The sequence below is a fragment of the Rhizobium sp. LjRoot30 genome (genome assembly GCF_964253915.1).
Classification (GTDB): domain Bacteria; phylum Pseudomonadota; class Alphaproteobacteria; order Rhizobiales; family Rhizobiaceae; genus Metarhizobium.
Genome location: NZ_CAXUSG020000004.1, coordinates 133,563 through 150,476, shown reverse-complemented (window position 1 = coordinate 150,476; position 16,914 = coordinate 133,563). Strand labels below are relative to the sequence as shown.

Genomic DNA, 16,914 nt, shown 5'->3' with positions numbered 1-16,914 from the left:
ATTTTGTCGGTTCATTGATGTCCAAGACCATCGCCCTGTTTCCGGAAGCAAGTTATGGCGCAGCGCTAAATTGCGTCGGCATCGCCCAGGAACTGCGGCGGCTGGGCGCCCGCCCCGTCTTCATCTGTCACCCCGGCTTCCAGGGCATCTTCAGCGAATACGGCTTTGCCGAATATCATCTGGCGACCGGGGCCAAGGCGAAATCGACCGATTGGACGGATTTCATCAACCGCCATCAGGACGCCTTTCGCCAGAGCCCGCTGGAGCAGGTCGAAAGTTACGTCGGCCCGACCTGGGAAGCCATCGTCGATACCGCCATCGAGGTCGAGGAGCCGCTGCGGCACTTGCTGGGGCAGTTGAAACCCGCCGCCATCGTGCTCGACAACGTCGTGATGTTTCCGGCGATCGCCAATGCCGGCGTGCCATGGGTCAGGATCATCTCCTGCGCCGAGACGGAACTGCCGGATAGGAAAGTTCCGCCTTACCTTTCCGGTTGTTCCGCAACGCCGGGACCGGACTGGCAGCGCTTTTCCGAGCGCTACACGAAGGCAACGGCGCCGGCGCACAAGCGCATGAACGGCTTCCTTGCCGAAAGCGGCCACAAGCCCCTGCCGGCTAACGAATTTTTGGAAGCATCGCCCTATCTCAACCTGCTGCTGTCGCCGGAAATTGTCCGTTTCGACCGTGTCGAACCGCTCGATCCGCAACGCTTCGTCTATCTCGACGGCTGTGTGCGCCACGAGGCGCCGTATGCGATGCCGGCCTTTGCGGCCCGGCAGGACAAGCCGGTGATCTATGTCAGCTTCGGCAGCCTGGGTGCCATGGACGTGGCGATGATCAAGCGGATGATCGCCACCTTCTCCGACCTGCCTTATCGGTTCCTCGTCAATGTCGGACCATGGCGTGACGATTACAGCCTTGTGCCGGACAATGTCTATCTGGACGATTGGTTTCCGCAGCCTTCCGTGGTCGAAAGCTCCAGCCTTTTCATCCACCATGGCGGCAACAACAGTTTTTGCGAAGCGCTGTATTTCGGCGTCCCGTCAATCGTCATGCCCTATTGCTGGGACGGCCACGACAACGCCCGCCGCGCCGAAGAAACCGGCGTCGGAAAGAGCCTGAACCGCTATCGCTGGAACGAAGACGAATTGAAAGCGTCCATTCAGACGCTTCTGGATGATGATGCCATGAAAACCCGTCTGCGGGAAAACGCGGCACGCATGAAGGCGGCAGCAGGCGCAAAACGCGCCGCCAGCGAAATTCTGGCCATTCTGACATAAATCGGGGAAGACGATGCAGGACAAGCTTTACATCAATGGCGCATGGACGGCTCCCGCCAAGGGCGGCAGTTTCGACGTCATCAATCCCGCCACGGAGGAAGTGTTTCACAAGGCACCGGCCGGCACGGCAGACGATATCGATGCTGCCGTCAAGGCTGCACGCGCCGCCTTCGACACCGGCCCCTGGCCAAAACTTTCCGGCAAGGAGCGCGCCGTCTATCTGCGCGCCATCGCCGACAAGGTCATTGAAAAGAAGGATTTCCTTGCCCGCCTGGAGGTGAAGGACAACGGCAAGCCGCTGCCGGAAGCCGCCTGGGACATGGACGACGTCGCCGGTTGCTTTGCCTATTATGCCGGCCTGGCCGAAGAGCTTGACGGCGCAGAAGAGGCAATCACGCTTGGCGAACCGCGCTTTTCGGCCAAGGCGGTGCGCGAACCGCTCGGCGTCGTCGGCGCCATCACGCCGTGGAACTATCCGCTGCTGATGGTGGCGTGGAAGGTGGCGCCGGCGCTGGCCGCCGGCTGCACAATGGTGCTGAAACCGTCGGAGCTGACCCCGCTCACCTCGCTTGAACTCGGCGTCATCGCCGAAGAGGTCGGCTTGCCCAAGGGTGTGCTCAATATCGTCACCGGCACAGGCCCGGAAGCCGGCCAACCGCTGACGCAGCATCCACTGGTCGACAAACTCGCCTTCACCGGCTCGGTGCCGACCGGCCGCAAGGTGATGATGGCGGGCGCCGAGGACATCAAGAAGGTCAGTCTCGAACTCGGCGGCAAGTCGCCCTTCGTCGTCTTTGCCGACAGCGACATCGAAAAGGCCGTCGAATGGATCATGTTCGGCATTTTCTGGAACCAGGGCCAGGTCTGCTCCGCCACCTCGCGCGTGCTGATCGAGGCGCCGATTTACGATGCAGTGCTGACGCGGCTGACAGAAGAGGCGAAGAAGATCAGGATCGGCAATGGCCTGGACGACGGCACGCTGCTCGGCCCGATCGTTTCGAAAGGCCAGTATGAAAAGATCCTCGCCGCCATCGACAAGGGTAAAGCCGAAGGTGCCAGGGTTGCCACGGGTGGCGCGCGGCCGGCCGATCTCAACACCGGCTATTACCTGGAGCCGACGGTGTTGACCGACATGACGGAAGACAATTTCGTCTGGAAGGAGGAGATCTTCGGCCCGGTCGTCTGCGTCAAGCCGTTCAGCGACGAGGCGGAGGCCATCCGGCTCGCCAATGACAGCCGCTTCGGCCTCGCCGCCGCCGTCATGTCGAAGGACGAGGCGCGCTGCGAACGCGTCGCCCGTGCCTTCCGGGCCGGCATCGTCTGGATCAACTGCTCGCAGCCGACCTTCGTCGAAGCGCCCTGGGGCGGCTACAAGCAGTCGGGCATCGGCCGTGAGCTCGGCCATTGGGGCCTGTCCAACTATCTGGAAACCAAGCAGATCACCCGCTTCAACAGCGAAGAGCCGTGGGGCTGGTACATCAAGCCCTGAGGGCGGCGCTACTCCATCGCTTCCAGCTCGGCGCGGTGCCGTAGCATGGCGAGGAAGCGGCGATAATCGCGATCATACAACGCCTGCCGCTGCGGATCCGGCAGGCGTTCGGTGCCGGCAGACATCATGCCCTGCCCCGCAGCAACGAGATCGGCATGCAGGCCGCTGGCGGCGGCCGCACCCATGGCCGTGCCAAGCAGCACCGCCTCGTTCATGTCGGGCACGACGACACGGCAGCCGGTGACATCGGGATAAAGCTCCGTCATCAGCGGGTTCCTCGCCTGCCCGCCGGTCACATGCAGCGTTTCGGGCTCGTATCCGTAATCCTTCATCGTTTCGAGGATATGGCGGATGCCGAGCACGATCGAAACGCAGGCACGCCAATAGAGGCGGCAAAGCCCGTCGAAGGATGCATCGAGCGTCAAACCGCTGATGACACCGACGGCGTGCGGATCGGCAGACGGCGAACGGTTGCCGTGAAAATCCGGCAGGATATGGATGCGGCCAGCGAATTCCGCGCCTTCCGACTGCCGCAGTTCCTGCACGCGCGCAATGATGCGTTGATGCAAAGCCGTGTTCGGTTCGCCGCCCGCGGCATGCATGCGGACGATATGATCGAGTAGCGCACCGGCCGCCGATTGACCGCCTTCGACCAGCCACCGCTCCGGCAACACCGCCTCGAAATAAGGCCCCCAAAGACCACGGGTCGGCTTGCGCGTCGCCGACAGGCTGACAAGGCAGCTCGACGTGCCGGCGATCAGCCCGAGCTGACGATCCAGCACGTCAGGGTCGCCCGCAAAAGCGCCGAGCACGCCGAGCGCGCCGGCATACGCATCCACCATGCCGGCAGAGACGCAGCAATCCGTATCGAGCCCCAGCGCGTCGGCCGCCTCGGCCGTGAGATGGCCGGCACTCTGGCCAACCGGCAATGTTTCCGGCGGTAGGTTTCCCCGTTCGCAAAGATCCTCGAGCCCGATCAGCCCGAGGAAATCTTCCTGCCAGCCGGAGGCCTCGTGGGCGAGATAATTCCATTTCGATGTCAGCGTGCAGCGCGACCGCAACAGGCTGCCGGTCGTTTTCCAGACGAGGAAATCGGAAAGATCGAAAAAATAGCAAGCAGCCTGCCAGCTTGCCGGCAGGTTGGCCTTCAGCCACATCAGCTTCGGCATCTGCATTTCCGGCGACATGAACTGGCCGGAATATTCCATCACCCGGTGCGCGGTCGCGGTGCAATAATCCGCCTCCTTCACCGCCCGGTGGTCGAGCCAGACGATGGTGTCGAATCGGCTCTCGCCGCCGGTAGACACGGCAACCGGAAGCCCTTCTCCATCACGCACCACCAGCGAGCATGTGGCGTCGAACCCGAGGGCGGCAACACGCCCCGCAGTGAGGCCCGCAACATGCATGGCGGCACGAACCGCTGTACAAACGGCGGACCAGATATCTTCGGACGAATGTTCGGCGTGGTTTTCCTGCGGCCGGTTCATCAGGATCGGGTGTTCGGCCTTGGCAAGCAGCGTGCCCCTGGCATCGAAAACGCCGGCCCGCGCACTGCCGGTGCCCACGTCCACCGCAACCACGTGATCACGCATCAGGATGAATTCCCGTCCCTACATCTGGTATTTTTGGACAAGGTGTAACAAATCCGGCATCGCGTCAAACACGATCTCGGGCTGCAACGCCTCGATCTGGTTGCGGTAGGAAAGCTGGGAAGCATGCGTCCCGCCTGCGAAAACAAAGACGGTCATGCCCGCCGCCCGCGCCGCTTCCACGCCGGCCGGGCTGTCCTCGATAACGATGCAATCCTCCGGCGCCGTCTCCATATGCCGGGCGGCATGCAGGAAGAGATCCGGCGCCGGCTTGCCGCGCGCCACCATCTGCGCCGAAAAGATATCGGGGTCGAGCCGGTCGATCAGGCCGGTGACGGTGAGCGACAGGCGGATACGCTCCATCTGGCTGGAAGAGGCGACGCAGCGCCGGATCGGCAAGGTATCCAGCGTTTCGGCAATACCCGGTATTGGTTTCAACTCGTGCCGGAAGCGGTCATAGAGATTGTGGCGGATCCGGTCGAGAAAGGCCTGGCCGACGGCCAGCCCGCACTCGTCCTTGAGATAATCGGTCACCGCCGCCAGGCTGCGGCCAAGAAACCGGTCATAGGCGCCGGCCTCGTCGATATCGGCGCCGATCTCGCGCATGGCCTCGACCAGCACGCTGATGGACACGGGCTCGCTATCGACGAGCACGCCGTCGCAATCGAAGATGACCAGTTTTTTGCCTGATGCCGCCATGGCGCCGATCGAACCTCCCGCTCATGAAGCCAGTTGTCCGTCGAGGTAAAGCTGAAGCGTCTTGCGCGTGCCTTGCTGCCACAGCGTTTTCAGCGCATGCGCAAAGCGTTTGCGGAAAAGATCCGATTTGGCGACGTCGCCGAAGATGTCGCCAAGCGCCAGGAACTCGTCGGGGTTGTCCTTTGCCTTCACTGCAGCGGCATGCAGCCGCTCGGCACTGGCATCGTTGAAGACGATCTGCTTGCCGCTGTCGGACGTACCTTCGAAGTAGCGGCACCAGAGCGCCGAAACCAGCGACAGGCCGACGATGTCCTCACCGCGCGCCAAACGATCGGCAGTCGACGGCAGGATGAATTTCGGCTGGCGATTCGATCCGTCCTGCGCCAGACGCGGAATGGTGTCGCCGATCTTCGGGTTGAGGAAACGGCGCTCGATCAGCTGGAAATAGGCGTCGAGGTCGGTATCGGGCACCGGCGGGATGACCGGGATGATTTCGTCGCGCTCCAGCTTGGCGAGGAAGGCGCGGATCAGCGGCTCCTCCATGGCTTCATGCACGAAATGAATATCCATCAAAGCTGCCGGATAGGCGATCGCCGCATGGCCGCCGTTGAGGATGCGGATCTTCATGTGTTCGTAGGGCGTCACGTCGGGCACGAACTGCACGCCGACCTTTTCCAGCCGCGGCCGGCCGCTCGGGAAATTGTCCTCCAGCACCCATTGCTTGAACTCCTCGCAGAAGACCGGCCACTGGTCCTCGATGCCGAATTCGTTCCGCAGGAAATCGATCTCCCGCTGGCCGGTCGCCGGGGTGATGCGGTCGACCATGCCGTTCGGGAAAGCGACGTTTCCGGCGATCCAGTCCGCAAAGGCAGGATCGGAAAGCCGGGCCGTGCCGATCACCGCCGCCGCGGTGACCTTGCCGTTGTGGGGAATGTTATCGCAGGACATCACCGTGAACGGCGTTATCCCCGCCGCCCGGCGCGCCTTGAGACCGGCAACGACGAGGCCGAACACGGTTTTCGGCGCCGATGGGTTGTTGCCATCGGAAACGATGGACGGATGACCGGGATTGAACTTGCCGGACGCATCGATGAAATAACCGCCTTCGGTGATGGTCATCGAGACGATACGGATCTGCGGGTCGGCAAGCCTGGCGATGATCGCCTTGGCGTCGCCCGTCGGCAGGATGTCGACCATGGGGCTGGTGATGCGCGCTGCCGTCTTGTTGTTGTCCTGTTCGACGACGGTCGTCAGAAAGTCCTGCGCCGCAAGCTTGTCGCGCATCACCGCGTCGGAGGGCAAAACGCCCGCGCCGACGATCGCCCAGTCGTGATCGTCTCCAGCATTGAAGAGATCATCGAGATACACGGCCTGGTGCGCGCGATGGAAGTTGCCGACGCCGAAATGCACGATGCCGGCGGAGAGTGAGGCCCGGTCATAAGCCGGCACGGCGGCAGTGGCGGAAGCCTCTTTGAGGGTTGCGAGCGAAAGTTTACAGGTCATGTCACGGTCCTCATCAGGAGTCGTCTGGTCGTAGTTGAGAAGGCGGCGAGAGGTTGCCTTCAGCTTGTTGACAAGCCCCTCATCCGCCTGCCGGCACCTTCTCCCCGTCACAACGGGGAGAAGGGGTATGCCGCACGCTCTCCGCCATGCTCGACGTCGGGTGTGGCACGTCCCCTCTCCCCGCACGCGGGGAGAGGGTTAGGGTGAGGGGCAAAAGCGGTACGCCATTCAGGCCGTCGCTGGTATCGCCAGCCCCTTGTCGTCGAAGCGGTGGATACGGCTCTTGTCAGGCGTGATGAACACCGTATCGCCGTGCGTGACATTAAATTCACCGCCGGCACGCACGGTCACCGGGCCGATATTGTCGGCATTGACGTGCAGGAAGGTATCGGAGCCCAGATGTTCGGCGACGGTCACCGTTCCGCGCCAGTCGCCGCTTTCCGTCGACAGGCTGACATGTTCAGGGCGGATGCCGATGGTGGCGGCATTGAGCGATTTCGCATAAGCACCGGAGATCAGGTTCATCTTCGGCGAACCGATGAACCCGGCGACGAAGAGGTTGCGCGGACTGCGATAGAGCTCCAGCGGCGAGCCGACCTGCTCGATATTGCCACGGTTGAGCACGACGATCTTGTCGGCCATGGTCATGGCTTCCACCTGGTCGTGGGTGACGTAGATCATCGTTGTCTTCAGCTGCTGGTGCAACTCGCTGATCTCCAGGCGCATGTTGACGCGCAGCGCCGCGTCGAGGTTCGACAGCGGTTCGTCGAACAGGAAGGCGGAGGGCTGGCGGACGATCGCCCGGCCGATGGCCACACGCTGGCGCTGGCCGCCGGAGAGCTGCCGCGGCTTGCGTTCGAGGTAATCGGTGAGGTTCAGGACGCGGGCTGCGTCGCTGACCTTCTTGTCGATTTCCTCCTTCGGCATGCCGGCCATCTTCAGCGGGAAGGCGATGTTGCCGCGCACGCTCATATGCGGATAAAGCGCATAGGACTGGAACACCATCGACAGGCGCCGCTCCGAAGGCGCGGTTTCGGTGGCATCCTTGCCGTCGATGACGATCTTGCCGCCTGAGACATCCTCAAGGCCTGCGATCAGCCGCAGCAACGTCGACTTGCCACAGCCGGAAGGGCCGACGAAGACGACGAACTCGCCGTTGTTGATGTCGAGGTCGATCGACGGGATGACCTTGGCTTCGCCGAAGACCTTGGAGACTTTTTGAAGGGAAATGCTGCCCATGTCTGTCTTCCTTATTTAACCGCGCCAAAGGTGAGGCCGCGAACGAGTTGCTTCTGGCTGAACCAGCCGAGGATGAGGATCGGTGCGATCGCCATGGTCGATGCCGCCGAAAGCTTGGCGTAGAACAGACCTTCCGGGCTGGAATAGGAGGCGATGAAGGTGGTGAGCGGCGCCGCCTTCGAGGCCGTCAGGTTGAGGGTCCAGAAGGCCTCGTTCCAAGCCAGGATGATGTTGAGCAGCAGCGTCGAGGCAATACCCGGCACCGCCATCGGTGTCAGCACATAGGCGATTTCCTTCATCAGCGACGCCCCGTCCATGCGCGCCGCTTCGAGGATCTCGCCGGGGATTTCCTTGAAGTAGGTGTAGAGCATCCAGACGATGATCGGCAGGTTGATGAGGGTGAGCACCATGACGAGGCCGATGCGGCTGTCGAGCAGGCCGGTGCTCTGGAACAGCAGGTAGATCGGGATCAACGCGCCGACCGGCGGCATCATCTTGGTGGAGAGCATCCACATCAGGATGTCCTTGGTCTTCTTCGTCGGCGCGAATGCCATCGCCCAGGCGGATGGGATGGCGATGATCAGGCCGATTAGCGTCGAGCCGAAGGAAATGATCACCGAGTTGGAGAAGTGCTTGAAATAATCCGAGCGCGACTGCACCTCGTGATAGTTTTCCAATGTCCAGTGGAAGAACAGGAACTGCGGCGGCGAGGCGATCGCATCGGCCTCCGTCTTGAAGCTGGTCAGGAAGGTCCAGAGGATCGGGAAGAAGATCATCATGCCGAGCACCCAGGCGATGGCGGTCATGACCAGTTTGCGGCGTGTGGTAACCTTGCGTGCCATGGCTCAGGCCTCCAGATTCTTGCCGATGAGGCGGACGAGGAAGAAGGCGACGATATTGGCCAGCACCACCGCGACGATGCCACCCGCCGATGCCCCGCCGATATCGAACTGCAAAAGCGCCTGCGCATAGACCAGGTAGGTGAGGTTCGTGCTCTGGATGCCGGGACCGCCATTGGTGGTCACGAGGATTTCGGCGAAAACCGAGAGCAGGAAGATCGTCTGGATCAGGATCACCACGGTGATGGCGCGGGCCATATGCGGCAGGATGATGTAGAAGAATTTCGACAGGGGGCCGGCGCCGTCCATTTCGGCGGCTTCCTTCTGCTCCTCGTCGAGCGATTGCAGTGCGGTGAGCATGATCAGCGTCGCGAAGGGCAGCCACTGCCAGGCGACGATGATGATGATCGAGAACAGCGGCACGGAGGCGAACCAGTCGATCGGCTGGAAGCCGAAGGACTTGGCGATCCAGGCGAACAACCCGTTGACCGGGTTCATGAACATGTTCTTCCACACCAGCGCCGAGACCGTCGGCATGACAAAGAACGGCGCGATGACGAGGATGCGCACAATGCCCTGGCCGAACATCGGCTGGTCGAGCAGGAGCGCGAACAGGATGCCGCCGACGACGGTGATCAGCAGCACGCCGAGCACGATCAACAGCGTGTTGGCGATGGCCGTGAAGAAGGCCGGATCGGTGAGGAAATAGGTGTAGTTGGAAAAACCGGCATATTCCTCCATGCCCGGCATCAACAGATTGTAGCGCAGGAAGGAGAAATAAATCGTCATGGCCAGCGGAATGATCATCCAGGCCAGCAGAAGCAGCACGGAAGGCGCCATCATCAGGCGCGCGGCTGAACGGGTGTGTAACGTCGCCATAGCTAGTCCCGATCTGAAATTCTTGGAGGGCAACACGCGCTCGCGCGTGAAAAAAAGGCCGCCGAAGCCGCTCAGGCACTCGGCGGCCCACTCTGGAACGGTGCGCGTGAAGAACGCCCCGTTCCAGTCCTTGGGAGCTATTACTTGATGTAGCCGGCCTTGGTCATTTCGCGGGTGGTCAGCTGCTGAGCGCTCTGCAGCGCCTGGTCAACCGTCACCTGGCCGGCAAGGGCTGCCGAGAACTGCTGGCCGACCGCCGTACCGAGACCCTGGAATTCCGGAATGGCCACGAACTGCACGCCGACATAAGGCACCGGCTTGACGGCCGGGTTCTTCGGGTCAGCCGCGTTGATGGAGTCGAGCGTCATCTTCGCAAACGGCGCCGCCTTCTGGTATTCCGGGTTGTTGTAGAGCGAGGTGCGCGTGCCCGGAGGAACGTTGGCCCAGCCTTCCTTGGAAGCGACGAGGTCGAGGTAAGCCTTGCTGGTTGCCCAGGAGACGAACTTTTCGGCCGCTTCCTGCTTCTGCGTGCCGGCCGGGATGGCGAGGTTCCAGGCCCAGAGCCAGTTGCCACGCTTGCCGAGGCCGGTATCCGGGGCGAGCGCAAAGCCCACCTGGTCGGCAACCTTGGATTCCTTCGGGTTGGTGACGAAGGACGCAGCCACCGTCGCGTCGATCCACATGCCGCACTTGCCGGTCTGGAACAGAGCGAGGTTTTCGTTGAAGCCGTTCGAGGATGCGCCCGGAGGGCCGGCGTCGTTCAGCAGCTTGACGTAGAATTCAAGCGCGTTCTTCCATTCCGGCTGGTCGAACTGCGGCGTCCACTTCTCGTCGAACCAGCGGGCGCCGAAGGCGTTCGCGGTAGCCGTCAGGAAAGCCATGTTCTCGCCCCAGCCGGCCTTGCCGCGCAGGCAGATGCCGTAGACCTCGTTGCTCTTGTCGGTCATCTTGCGTGCCGCATCGGCAATGAATTCCCACGTGGGCGCGTCGGGCATGGTCAGCCCGGCCTTTTCCATGAGATCCTTGCGGTACATCACCATTGAGCTTTCGCCGTAGAACGGTGCGGCATAGAGCTTGCCGTCCTCGCCGGTCAGGCCCGAACGGATAGCCGGCAGCAGGTCGTCGACGTCATAGTCGGCGCCAAGATTGTCGAGCGGCAAGAGCCAGCCCTGCTTCGCCCAGATCGGAACTTCATAGGTGCCGATGGTCATGATGTCGAACTGGCCGCCCTTGGTGGCGATGTCGGTCGTCACCTTCTGGCGCAGAACGTTTTCTTCCAGCGTTACCCATTCCAGCTCGATGCCGGGGTTCTTGGCGGTGAAATCGTCCGTCAGCTTCTGCATGCGGATCATGTCGCCGTTGTTCACGGTCGCGATGGTCAGCGTTTCAGCGGAAGCCAGGCCGGCAAATGCCAGCGCCGAGCAGGCGCCGAGCAGAATTGTCTTCAATGTCATATCTTCCTCCCAGAAGAAAAAAGAGTGAGCATTCGCTTTGCTCATGGGCAATTACTCATCTTTGCGCAAAAAAAGTCAATGCGGATTCGTTGCTGCAGCGCCGCAAAGAACAGGTAAGTCGATGATTTCAAATGGAATAATTTATGCTCACGATTTGAGCAAATACTCAGCCGTCATCTCGTCGGTGATGATTCCGTTCAGCATGCGCCCCTTCAGGGCGGAGCAGATGGCCTGGAACTTGCGCTTGCCCTTGGCGATGCCGATGACCACCGATGTCTCCCGCGAGGGCACGGGAACGCTCGCCACCCGCTCGTTGACGGGGTTGTCGAGCAGCTGGCCGTTGCGGTCGAAGATCCAGCCGCAGATTTCCCCGGTGGCGCCGGCGGAAACGAGGCTCGCCATCTCATCCTTCGCCAGGAAACCGTCGACGCAGAGCGGCGCCTCCTGGCCCATTTCGCCGACACCGACGAAGGTGACGTCCGCCTGTGCGCCCAGTGCCAGCGTCGAGCGCACCAGCGCCTGCTCATGCAGCAGCTCCCGCTCGGCGGCGGACGAAACCAGCACCGGAAGCGGCATTGGAAAATGCCGCGCCTTGATGGCATCGGCCATGCTGAAGACGACGTTGTAATAGGCGGCCGCACCGTCCGGCCCGATATTGCCGGTCAACGAGACGACGCGGTGCTGCGGACAGTCGATCACCGGCAGCTGGTCGACGGCGGCCTTCAACGTCCGGCCGGTACCGACAGCCATGACGATCGGTTCCGGCTTCTTCAGCCAGCGTTCGATTTCCGCAGCACCCGCTTCGGCAATACCGACCGTGGTCGAGGTCGATGCCGGATCGCTGGGGACGATATCAACATATTTCAGGTCGAATTTTTCCGAAAGGTCGCGGGCAAGCTCCAGGCAGGCGGCGATCGGATGGTCGAGCCGGACCTTGATCAGCCGCTCGGCGACGGCAAGCGACACCAGGCGCTGCGCCGACTGGCGGGAAATGCCCATGGTCGCCGCAATCTCGTCCTGGGTACGGCCGGCGACGTAATACAGCCAGCCGGCCCGCGCCGCTTCGTCAAGCCGTCCGCCACTATCCGATCGTTTTGCCATGATCCCGGTCCGAGATTGTCCCCTTGCCGTTTGCTGCCATCTTCATGCCGGTCTGTCAAATGAGCAGGCGCGAAATCGCCCGGCCGCGCTCAGGCAAAAGCCGTCACCACCAGCAACACCGCAAGCTTGAACAGGGCGTAGAGGACACCGGCAACAACCACGACCGACACGACGGAAAGCAGCCAGCCGATGACCGTACAGAGCCCGTCCCTTTCCAGAATACCGAAGGAAAACATGCATATGGCAAGCGCCGGCAGGATGTTCCCAAGCGGAATGGGCAGTGCCAGGATGACGGCGAGGCAGAAACAGGCAAACCCGACCAGATATTCCGCCGGCGGATAGACGAGCACGGTCAGCCGCGGCCTCAGCATCCGCTCGGCCCTGGCCAGCCAGGGTGCGATCCGCCGCACGATCGCGGCGAAATCCTCGCGCGTCATCGAGCGTTTGGCGATGAATTGCGGCAGCCACGGTGAATAGCCGAGCATCAGCTGCGCCGCCAGGAACACCAGCGGCGTGCCCAGCAAGGCCGAGGTTCCGGGCGGTGTCGGCACGACGTTCGGCAAGGCGAAGATCAGCATCAGCGCGCCGAAAGCGCGGTCGCCCAGGGCGTGAAACAGATCGCCGACCGAAATGCGCAGGCGGCTCTCATCCGCAGCAATCGCCTCAAGGATCTGCGAAAGATGGCGCCCTGTCCTGCGGCCCTGGGTTTTTTCTGCCGTATCGCCAGCGGCGGTGGCGTCGTCATTGTCCATGAAACGGCGCTTCCATCTTCACTATCTTATGCCCTGTTGTCTACGAGCGCAGCATGACGGCGGTTTAAAGGTCATGCTGGCGAAGCGCGGCAGGCCGGCGATGCCTCGTCGCCTGTTCGTAGTCATACGCCATGGACAACAGCGCAGCCTCGCTGCAGGCGCGCCCGACGAAGATCAGGTTGAACGGTTCGCCGCCCTCCAGATAGCCGGCGGGGACGGTGACACCGGGCAGCCCGGCAATATTGATCTCTGCCACCGTCGTCTCGCGGATGGAGATGCCCGCGCCGCGTTTCGGCGCCGGATCCATCATCTGCGGAAAGACGAGGCCATCGAGCGTTTTGTCCTGCATCACCGCGTTGAAGATCCTCAGATAGGCATCACGCAGCAGGAAGAATGTTTCAAGCGACGGCCGCGACAGCGGATCGGCAAGGATGGCAACGAATTCCGGCAGATCGTGCATATAGGCGAGCACGCCGCCGGGCGCGAAAGGATCTTCCGCCTTCGTCGCCTCGGCAAAGTCCGCGAAGCTTTGCAAGGCAGCATTCGGACCGAGATGGCGCAGATATTTTTCCAGGTCGTGGGGAAGGCCTTCCATGCCGCGGATGTCGAAATCTTCGGCGCTGGCGGAGGTGCGCATCAGATCGGCAAAACCGCTTCCGGCAAACGGATCCTCGACAAGCGTCGCCCCCCGCCCGCGCAATTCGTCCTGCGCGCGGCGATAGCTCTCCTCGATTTCCGGATGCAGTGGCCACCTGCGAAAACTGTCGCCGGGGCGGCGCCAGCCGGGACCGAAAAGGCCGAGCCGCTTGCCCTGCAGGGCCTGCGCATTGAGAACGGCGGCGTAACCATCTACCGGCTTGCTGCCGAGGCCTGCGACCGTCTTCGGATCGTTCGGCGAAAAACCCGCCATGACGTCCAGCGCCAGTGCAGCATCCGTCACCGTGCGGGCAATGGGGCCGGCAACATCGAGGGTGCTGCCGCCGAGCGGCATGATGCCGGTGTTGGAGATCAACCCGAATGTCGGCTTGACGCCGACCAGAGCTTGCGCCGAGGCCGGATTCTGGATCGAGCCGCCCGTCTCCTCGGCAAGGCCGATGATGGCGAAGCCGGCGGCGACGGCGGTGGCTGTTCCGGCACTGCTGCCGCCCGGAACAAGCGTCGCATCGACGGCATTCAGCGTCGGGCCTACCCAGCTGTCGTCGGCATGGGTGCCGGTGGCACTCAGCACCGGCACATTGGTCTTGCCGAGAACGACGCAGCCGGCGGCGCGGACACGCGCGACGACATCGCTGTCTTGTTCGGGAAAAAGATCGACGCCGCCGGCACGGCTGGACAGCAGCGACCAGCCGCCGGTGGTCGGGAAACCGACCATATCCATGGTGTCCTTGACGACGACGGGAATACCGGCAAGCGGTCCAAGCGCCTCGCCCGCCGCGCGACGGCGATCGATGTCGCGCGCCTCGTCCAGCGCCTTTTCGTTGAGGAAGATGATGGCATTGTAATGCGGATTGAATTCGGCGATCCGGTCGAGGCAGGCCCGCGCAAGGCTTTCGGCGGTCAAGTCACCGCTTGCGAAAGCCTGCTGCGCCGCGCTCACGGTCAATTCGGCGATATCGATGCCTGCCATGCTTTTCCCCCTTTATTCGCCCTGCGAGGCGTTTACCGGCGCCCCTGCACCGGCCCCTTTTCCGTCAATTCCGTATAAGCCAGCGTCTGGTCGAGGTGCCGCGCCCGCAAGGACAAGAGCTTTTCGGCATAAGCGAGCCGCGTGCCAAGATAAGCCGGCTCATCGGCGACATTGTGCAACTCGCCGGGATCCTGGCCAAGATCGAACAGCATTGGCCGCATGCCGGCGAAATGCACGTACTTGAACGCCGCATCGCGATAGACCGCGAGGTTGCAGGCATTCGACGGCAGGCCGAAATGCGCCTCTTGCCGCCCGCGGGCGATATCGCGGAAATCGAACTCCCAGAATGCGCCGTCGCGCCAGACAGCTGGCGTTTCACCGGCGAGGAAGCCGGTCAATGAGGCACCGTCAAAGTGTCCCGCGGGGCTTTCACCCAGCCGTTCGCAGAGTGTCGGAAAAATATCGGTGGCGGAGGTGAAATGCTCGACCTGCCCGCCCCGCGCCTTCGAAGCAGGATCTCGGATCACCAGCGGGATATGATAGGAGCCGTCGAAGAAACCGCTCTTGCCGAAGGACCAGTGGTCACCCGCCATCTCGGCATGGTCCGAGGTGAAGACGATGATGGTGTTTTCCCAGGCATCCCCATCCCGCAGCGCCTGCCAGATGCGGCCGAGCTGTGCGTCCACTTCCGAAACCATGCCGTAATAGACCGCGCGCAGCGTCGCAAACTCCTGCGCGCTCCAATCGCCCACCCCACCCTTGGCGTCGAAAACGAAGGCACCCTTGGGCTGGCGGTCGAGATCGTAGGCAAGATAGGGGTGCTGCGCTTTTTCACGCTCCCGGTCGGCATGGCGGACGAAGGCATCGTCCTGCGGCGGCTCGTACATCGTGTTGTAGGGCGCCGGCACGACGAAGGGCGGATGCGGCCGGAGAAAGGAGATATGCGCAAACCACGGCGCTTCCTGTTCGCCGAGCCAGCGGATGAACTCGCCGGTAAGAAACGCCGTCTGCGTTTCGTCCTGCGTATAGGCCGGAGCACCGGCATTGACCTCGGGCAGGTCGGCGGAGGGCTTGTGGACGCTGCGGTCCGCCGCATCCGCATGGCCGCGGTCGCGCAGCCAGGAAAGCCATTGCTTTTCATGCTCCGGCAGCAACTGCCGCGCCGTGAAGCCGGGAAGCACGCCTTCGTAGCTGGTGAGATGCGGATCGCCGGGGGCGAGGCGGCGCGGGTCCGGAGCGGTGTCGGTGTAGCCGAAGAGCGTCGGATCGTAGCCCGCCCGCCGCGCCATCAAGGCGATATTGTCGAAACGGGCATCGAGCGGCGAACCGTTGCGGCAGACGCGATGGTTCATCTGGTAAAGCCCGGTATAGAGGCTGGCGCGCGCCGGCGAACAGGGCGCCGCACCGGCATAATGGCGCCGAAACAGGGTTCCCTCGCGGGCCAATGCATCGACATTCGGGGTTTTGACGACGGCATGGCCGACGGCGGACAGACAGTCACCCCGCCACTGATCGGCGGTGATCAGAAGAATATTCGGTCTCATGCGACGCTCGACACTCCGAAAGAAAACGGCACGCTTGCTGTTTAAACACCGCCTGCCGCAACGGCAACTGGAAAGGGCCGGCAGCATAGCCGCGACCGTCAGAGCGACCACCATTTACGGTGCCCGGCCGATCGCTGCCCGTTGCACGCTTGCCGTCCCGGGCGACACATGCAATCTGGTCTGGAGGCAGTAGCAAGCCTGGCAACGGCCGGGAATGGATAGGAAAAACGACGCGTCATGATTTTTTCACCGGTCAAAATCGGTCTTGCCGCATCACGCCGGCTTTGTGGCGGCGGCATGGCGGACACGAGTGTCCCTGTATGAAACTCGACGCCATCGACCTGCGCATTCTCGACGTCATCCAGCGCGACGGCCGCATCACCAAGCTGGCGCTGGCGGAACAGGTGGGGTTGTCGCCGACACCCTGCTGGATGCGGCTGCGCAAGCTGGAAAAGGCAGGCGTCATCGTCGGTTATCACGCGGCCATCGCCGTGCGGCGCCTGGCGCCGGTGGCCAGCGTGATGATGGAAGTCACCCTCGGCAATCACCGCCAGGCGGATTTCGACAGGTTCGAGCGCGCCATCATGGCGATTCCGGAGATAACCGCCTGCTGGTCCCTTGGCGGCGGCGTCGACTACATCCTGAAAATCATGACCTCCGACATAGACGCCTACCAGCGCCTCGTCGACAGCCTGCTTGACCGGCAGCTCGGTATCGACCGCTATTTCACCTACATCGTCACCAAGACAGTCAAGGAGGAAACGGTTCTGCCGCTTGCCAGCCTGATCGGGCCTGGCCAGCCGACATAGAGACTTTCTCTTTTTCAGCAGCTGAATTTGGTCGATTTCTCTCGTTGCACAGCTGCGATTGGACCCAATATCTCCTTAGGGTCTGCCAGACTTTTCCAGGCACAGCCACC

The 16,914-nt window shown here is 62.5% G+C and carries 14 protein-coding genes; 3 read left to right on the top strand and 11 right to left on the bottom strand.

Features of this window, described 5'->3' with window-relative positions:
• Positions 1 to 17: 17 nt before the first annotated feature.
• Both ACSQ3I_RS10500 and ACSQ3I_RS10495 read left to right on the top strand, forming a co-directional pair.
• Positions 18 to 1,280: a glycosyltransferase gene (locus ACSQ3I_RS10500; RefSeq protein ID WP_435998575.1), complete on the top strand. Its 1,263-nt coding sequence runs from the start codon at positions 18 to 20 to the stop codon at positions 1,278 to 1,280.
• A gap of 13 nt (positions 1,281 to 1,293) precedes the next feature.
• The gene (locus ACSQ3I_RS10495; RefSeq protein WP_435998573.1) at positions 1,294 to 2,769 is read left to right on the top strand and encodes an aldehyde dehydrogenase family protein; all 1,476 of its coding nucleotides are present in this window, start codon (positions 1,294 to 1,296) and stop codon (positions 2,767 to 2,769) included.
• Between the two features lie 8 nt (positions 2,770 to 2,777).
• Here the strand turns inward: ACSQ3I_RS10495 and ACSQ3I_RS10490 are convergent, their stop codons facing one another.
• From ACSQ3I_RS10490 to ACSQ3I_RS10440, 11 genes are all read right to left on the bottom strand, one after another.
• Entirely contained in the window at positions 2,778 to 4,361 is a 1,584-nt protein-coding gene (locus ACSQ3I_RS10490; RefSeq protein WP_435998571.1) for an FGGY-family carbohydrate kinase, read from the bottom strand.
• An 18-nt stretch (positions 4,362 to 4,379) separates the two neighbouring features.
• A complete protein-coding gene (locus tag ACSQ3I_RS10485) occupies positions 4,380 to 5,057 on the bottom strand; it encodes an HAD family hydrolase (RefSeq protein WP_435998569.1) in 678 nt (225 codons plus the stop codon).
• A 21-nt stretch (positions 5,058 to 5,078) separates the two neighbouring features.
• Positions 5,079 to 6,560, bottom strand: coding sequence for a mannitol dehydrogenase family protein (locus ACSQ3I_RS10480; RefSeq protein WP_435998567.1), 1,482 nt, complete (start codon positions 6,558 to 6,560; stop codon positions 5,079 to 5,081).
• 228 nt (positions 6,561 to 6,788) lie between these two features.
• Positions 6,789 to 7,799 carry an ABC transporter ATP-binding protein gene (locus tag ACSQ3I_RS10475; RefSeq protein ID WP_435998565.1) on the bottom strand — a complete coding sequence of 337 codons (1,011 nt, stop codon included), beginning with the start codon at positions 7,797 to 7,799 and terminating at the stop codon, positions 6,789 to 6,791.
• 11 nt (positions 7,800 to 7,810) lie between these two features.
• Positions 7,811 to 8,641 (bottom strand): carbohydrate ABC transporter permease, encoded by an 831-nt coding sequence (locus ACSQ3I_RS10470; protein WP_435998563.1) that lies wholly within the window; start codon positions 8,639 to 8,641, stop codon positions 7,811 to 7,813.
• A 3-nt stretch (positions 8,642 to 8,644) separates the two neighbouring features.
• Positions 8,645 to 9,517: a carbohydrate ABC transporter permease gene (locus tag ACSQ3I_RS10465; RefSeq protein ID WP_435998561.1), complete on the bottom strand. Its 873-nt coding sequence runs from the start codon at positions 9,515 to 9,517 to the stop codon at positions 8,645 to 8,647.
• Positions 9,518 to 9,657: 140 nt separating this feature from the next.
• On the bottom strand, positions 9,658 to 10,971 hold the full coding sequence (locus ACSQ3I_RS10460; RefSeq protein ID WP_435998559.1) for an ABC transporter substrate-binding protein: 1,314 nt from the start codon (positions 10,969 to 10,971) through the stop codon (positions 9,658 to 9,660).
• 147 nt (positions 10,972 to 11,118) lie between these two features.
• Positions 11,119 to 12,072, bottom strand: coding sequence for a sugar-binding transcriptional regulator (locus ACSQ3I_RS10455; protein WP_435998557.1), 954 nt, complete (start codon positions 12,070 to 12,072; stop codon positions 11,119 to 11,121).
• A gap of 89 nt (positions 12,073 to 12,161) precedes the next feature.
• A complete protein-coding gene (locus ACSQ3I_RS10450) occupies positions 12,162 to 12,824 on the bottom strand; it encodes an exopolysaccharide biosynthesis protein (RefSeq protein ID WP_435998555.1) in 663 nt (220 codons plus the stop codon).
• Positions 12,825 to 12,888: 64 nt separating this feature from the next.
• Positions 12,889 to 14,451 carry an amidase gene (locus ACSQ3I_RS10445; protein WP_435998553.1) on the bottom strand — a complete coding sequence of 521 codons (1,563 nt, stop codon included), beginning with the start codon at positions 14,449 to 14,451 and terminating at the stop codon, positions 12,889 to 12,891.
• Between the two features lie 32 nt (positions 14,452 to 14,483).
• Positions 14,484 to 15,995: an alkaline phosphatase family protein gene (locus ACSQ3I_RS10440; protein ID WP_435998551.1), complete on the bottom strand. Its 1,512-nt coding sequence runs from the start codon at positions 15,993 to 15,995 to the stop codon at positions 14,484 to 14,486.
• 320 nt (positions 15,996 to 16,315) lie between these two features.
• Between ACSQ3I_RS10440 and ACSQ3I_RS10435 the strand changes: the two genes are divergently transcribed.
• Entirely contained in the window at positions 16,316 to 16,804 is a 489-nt protein-coding gene (locus ACSQ3I_RS10435) for an Lrp/AsnC family transcriptional regulator (RefSeq protein WP_435998549.1), read from the top strand.
• Positions 16,805 to 16,914 lie beyond the last annotated feature (110 nt).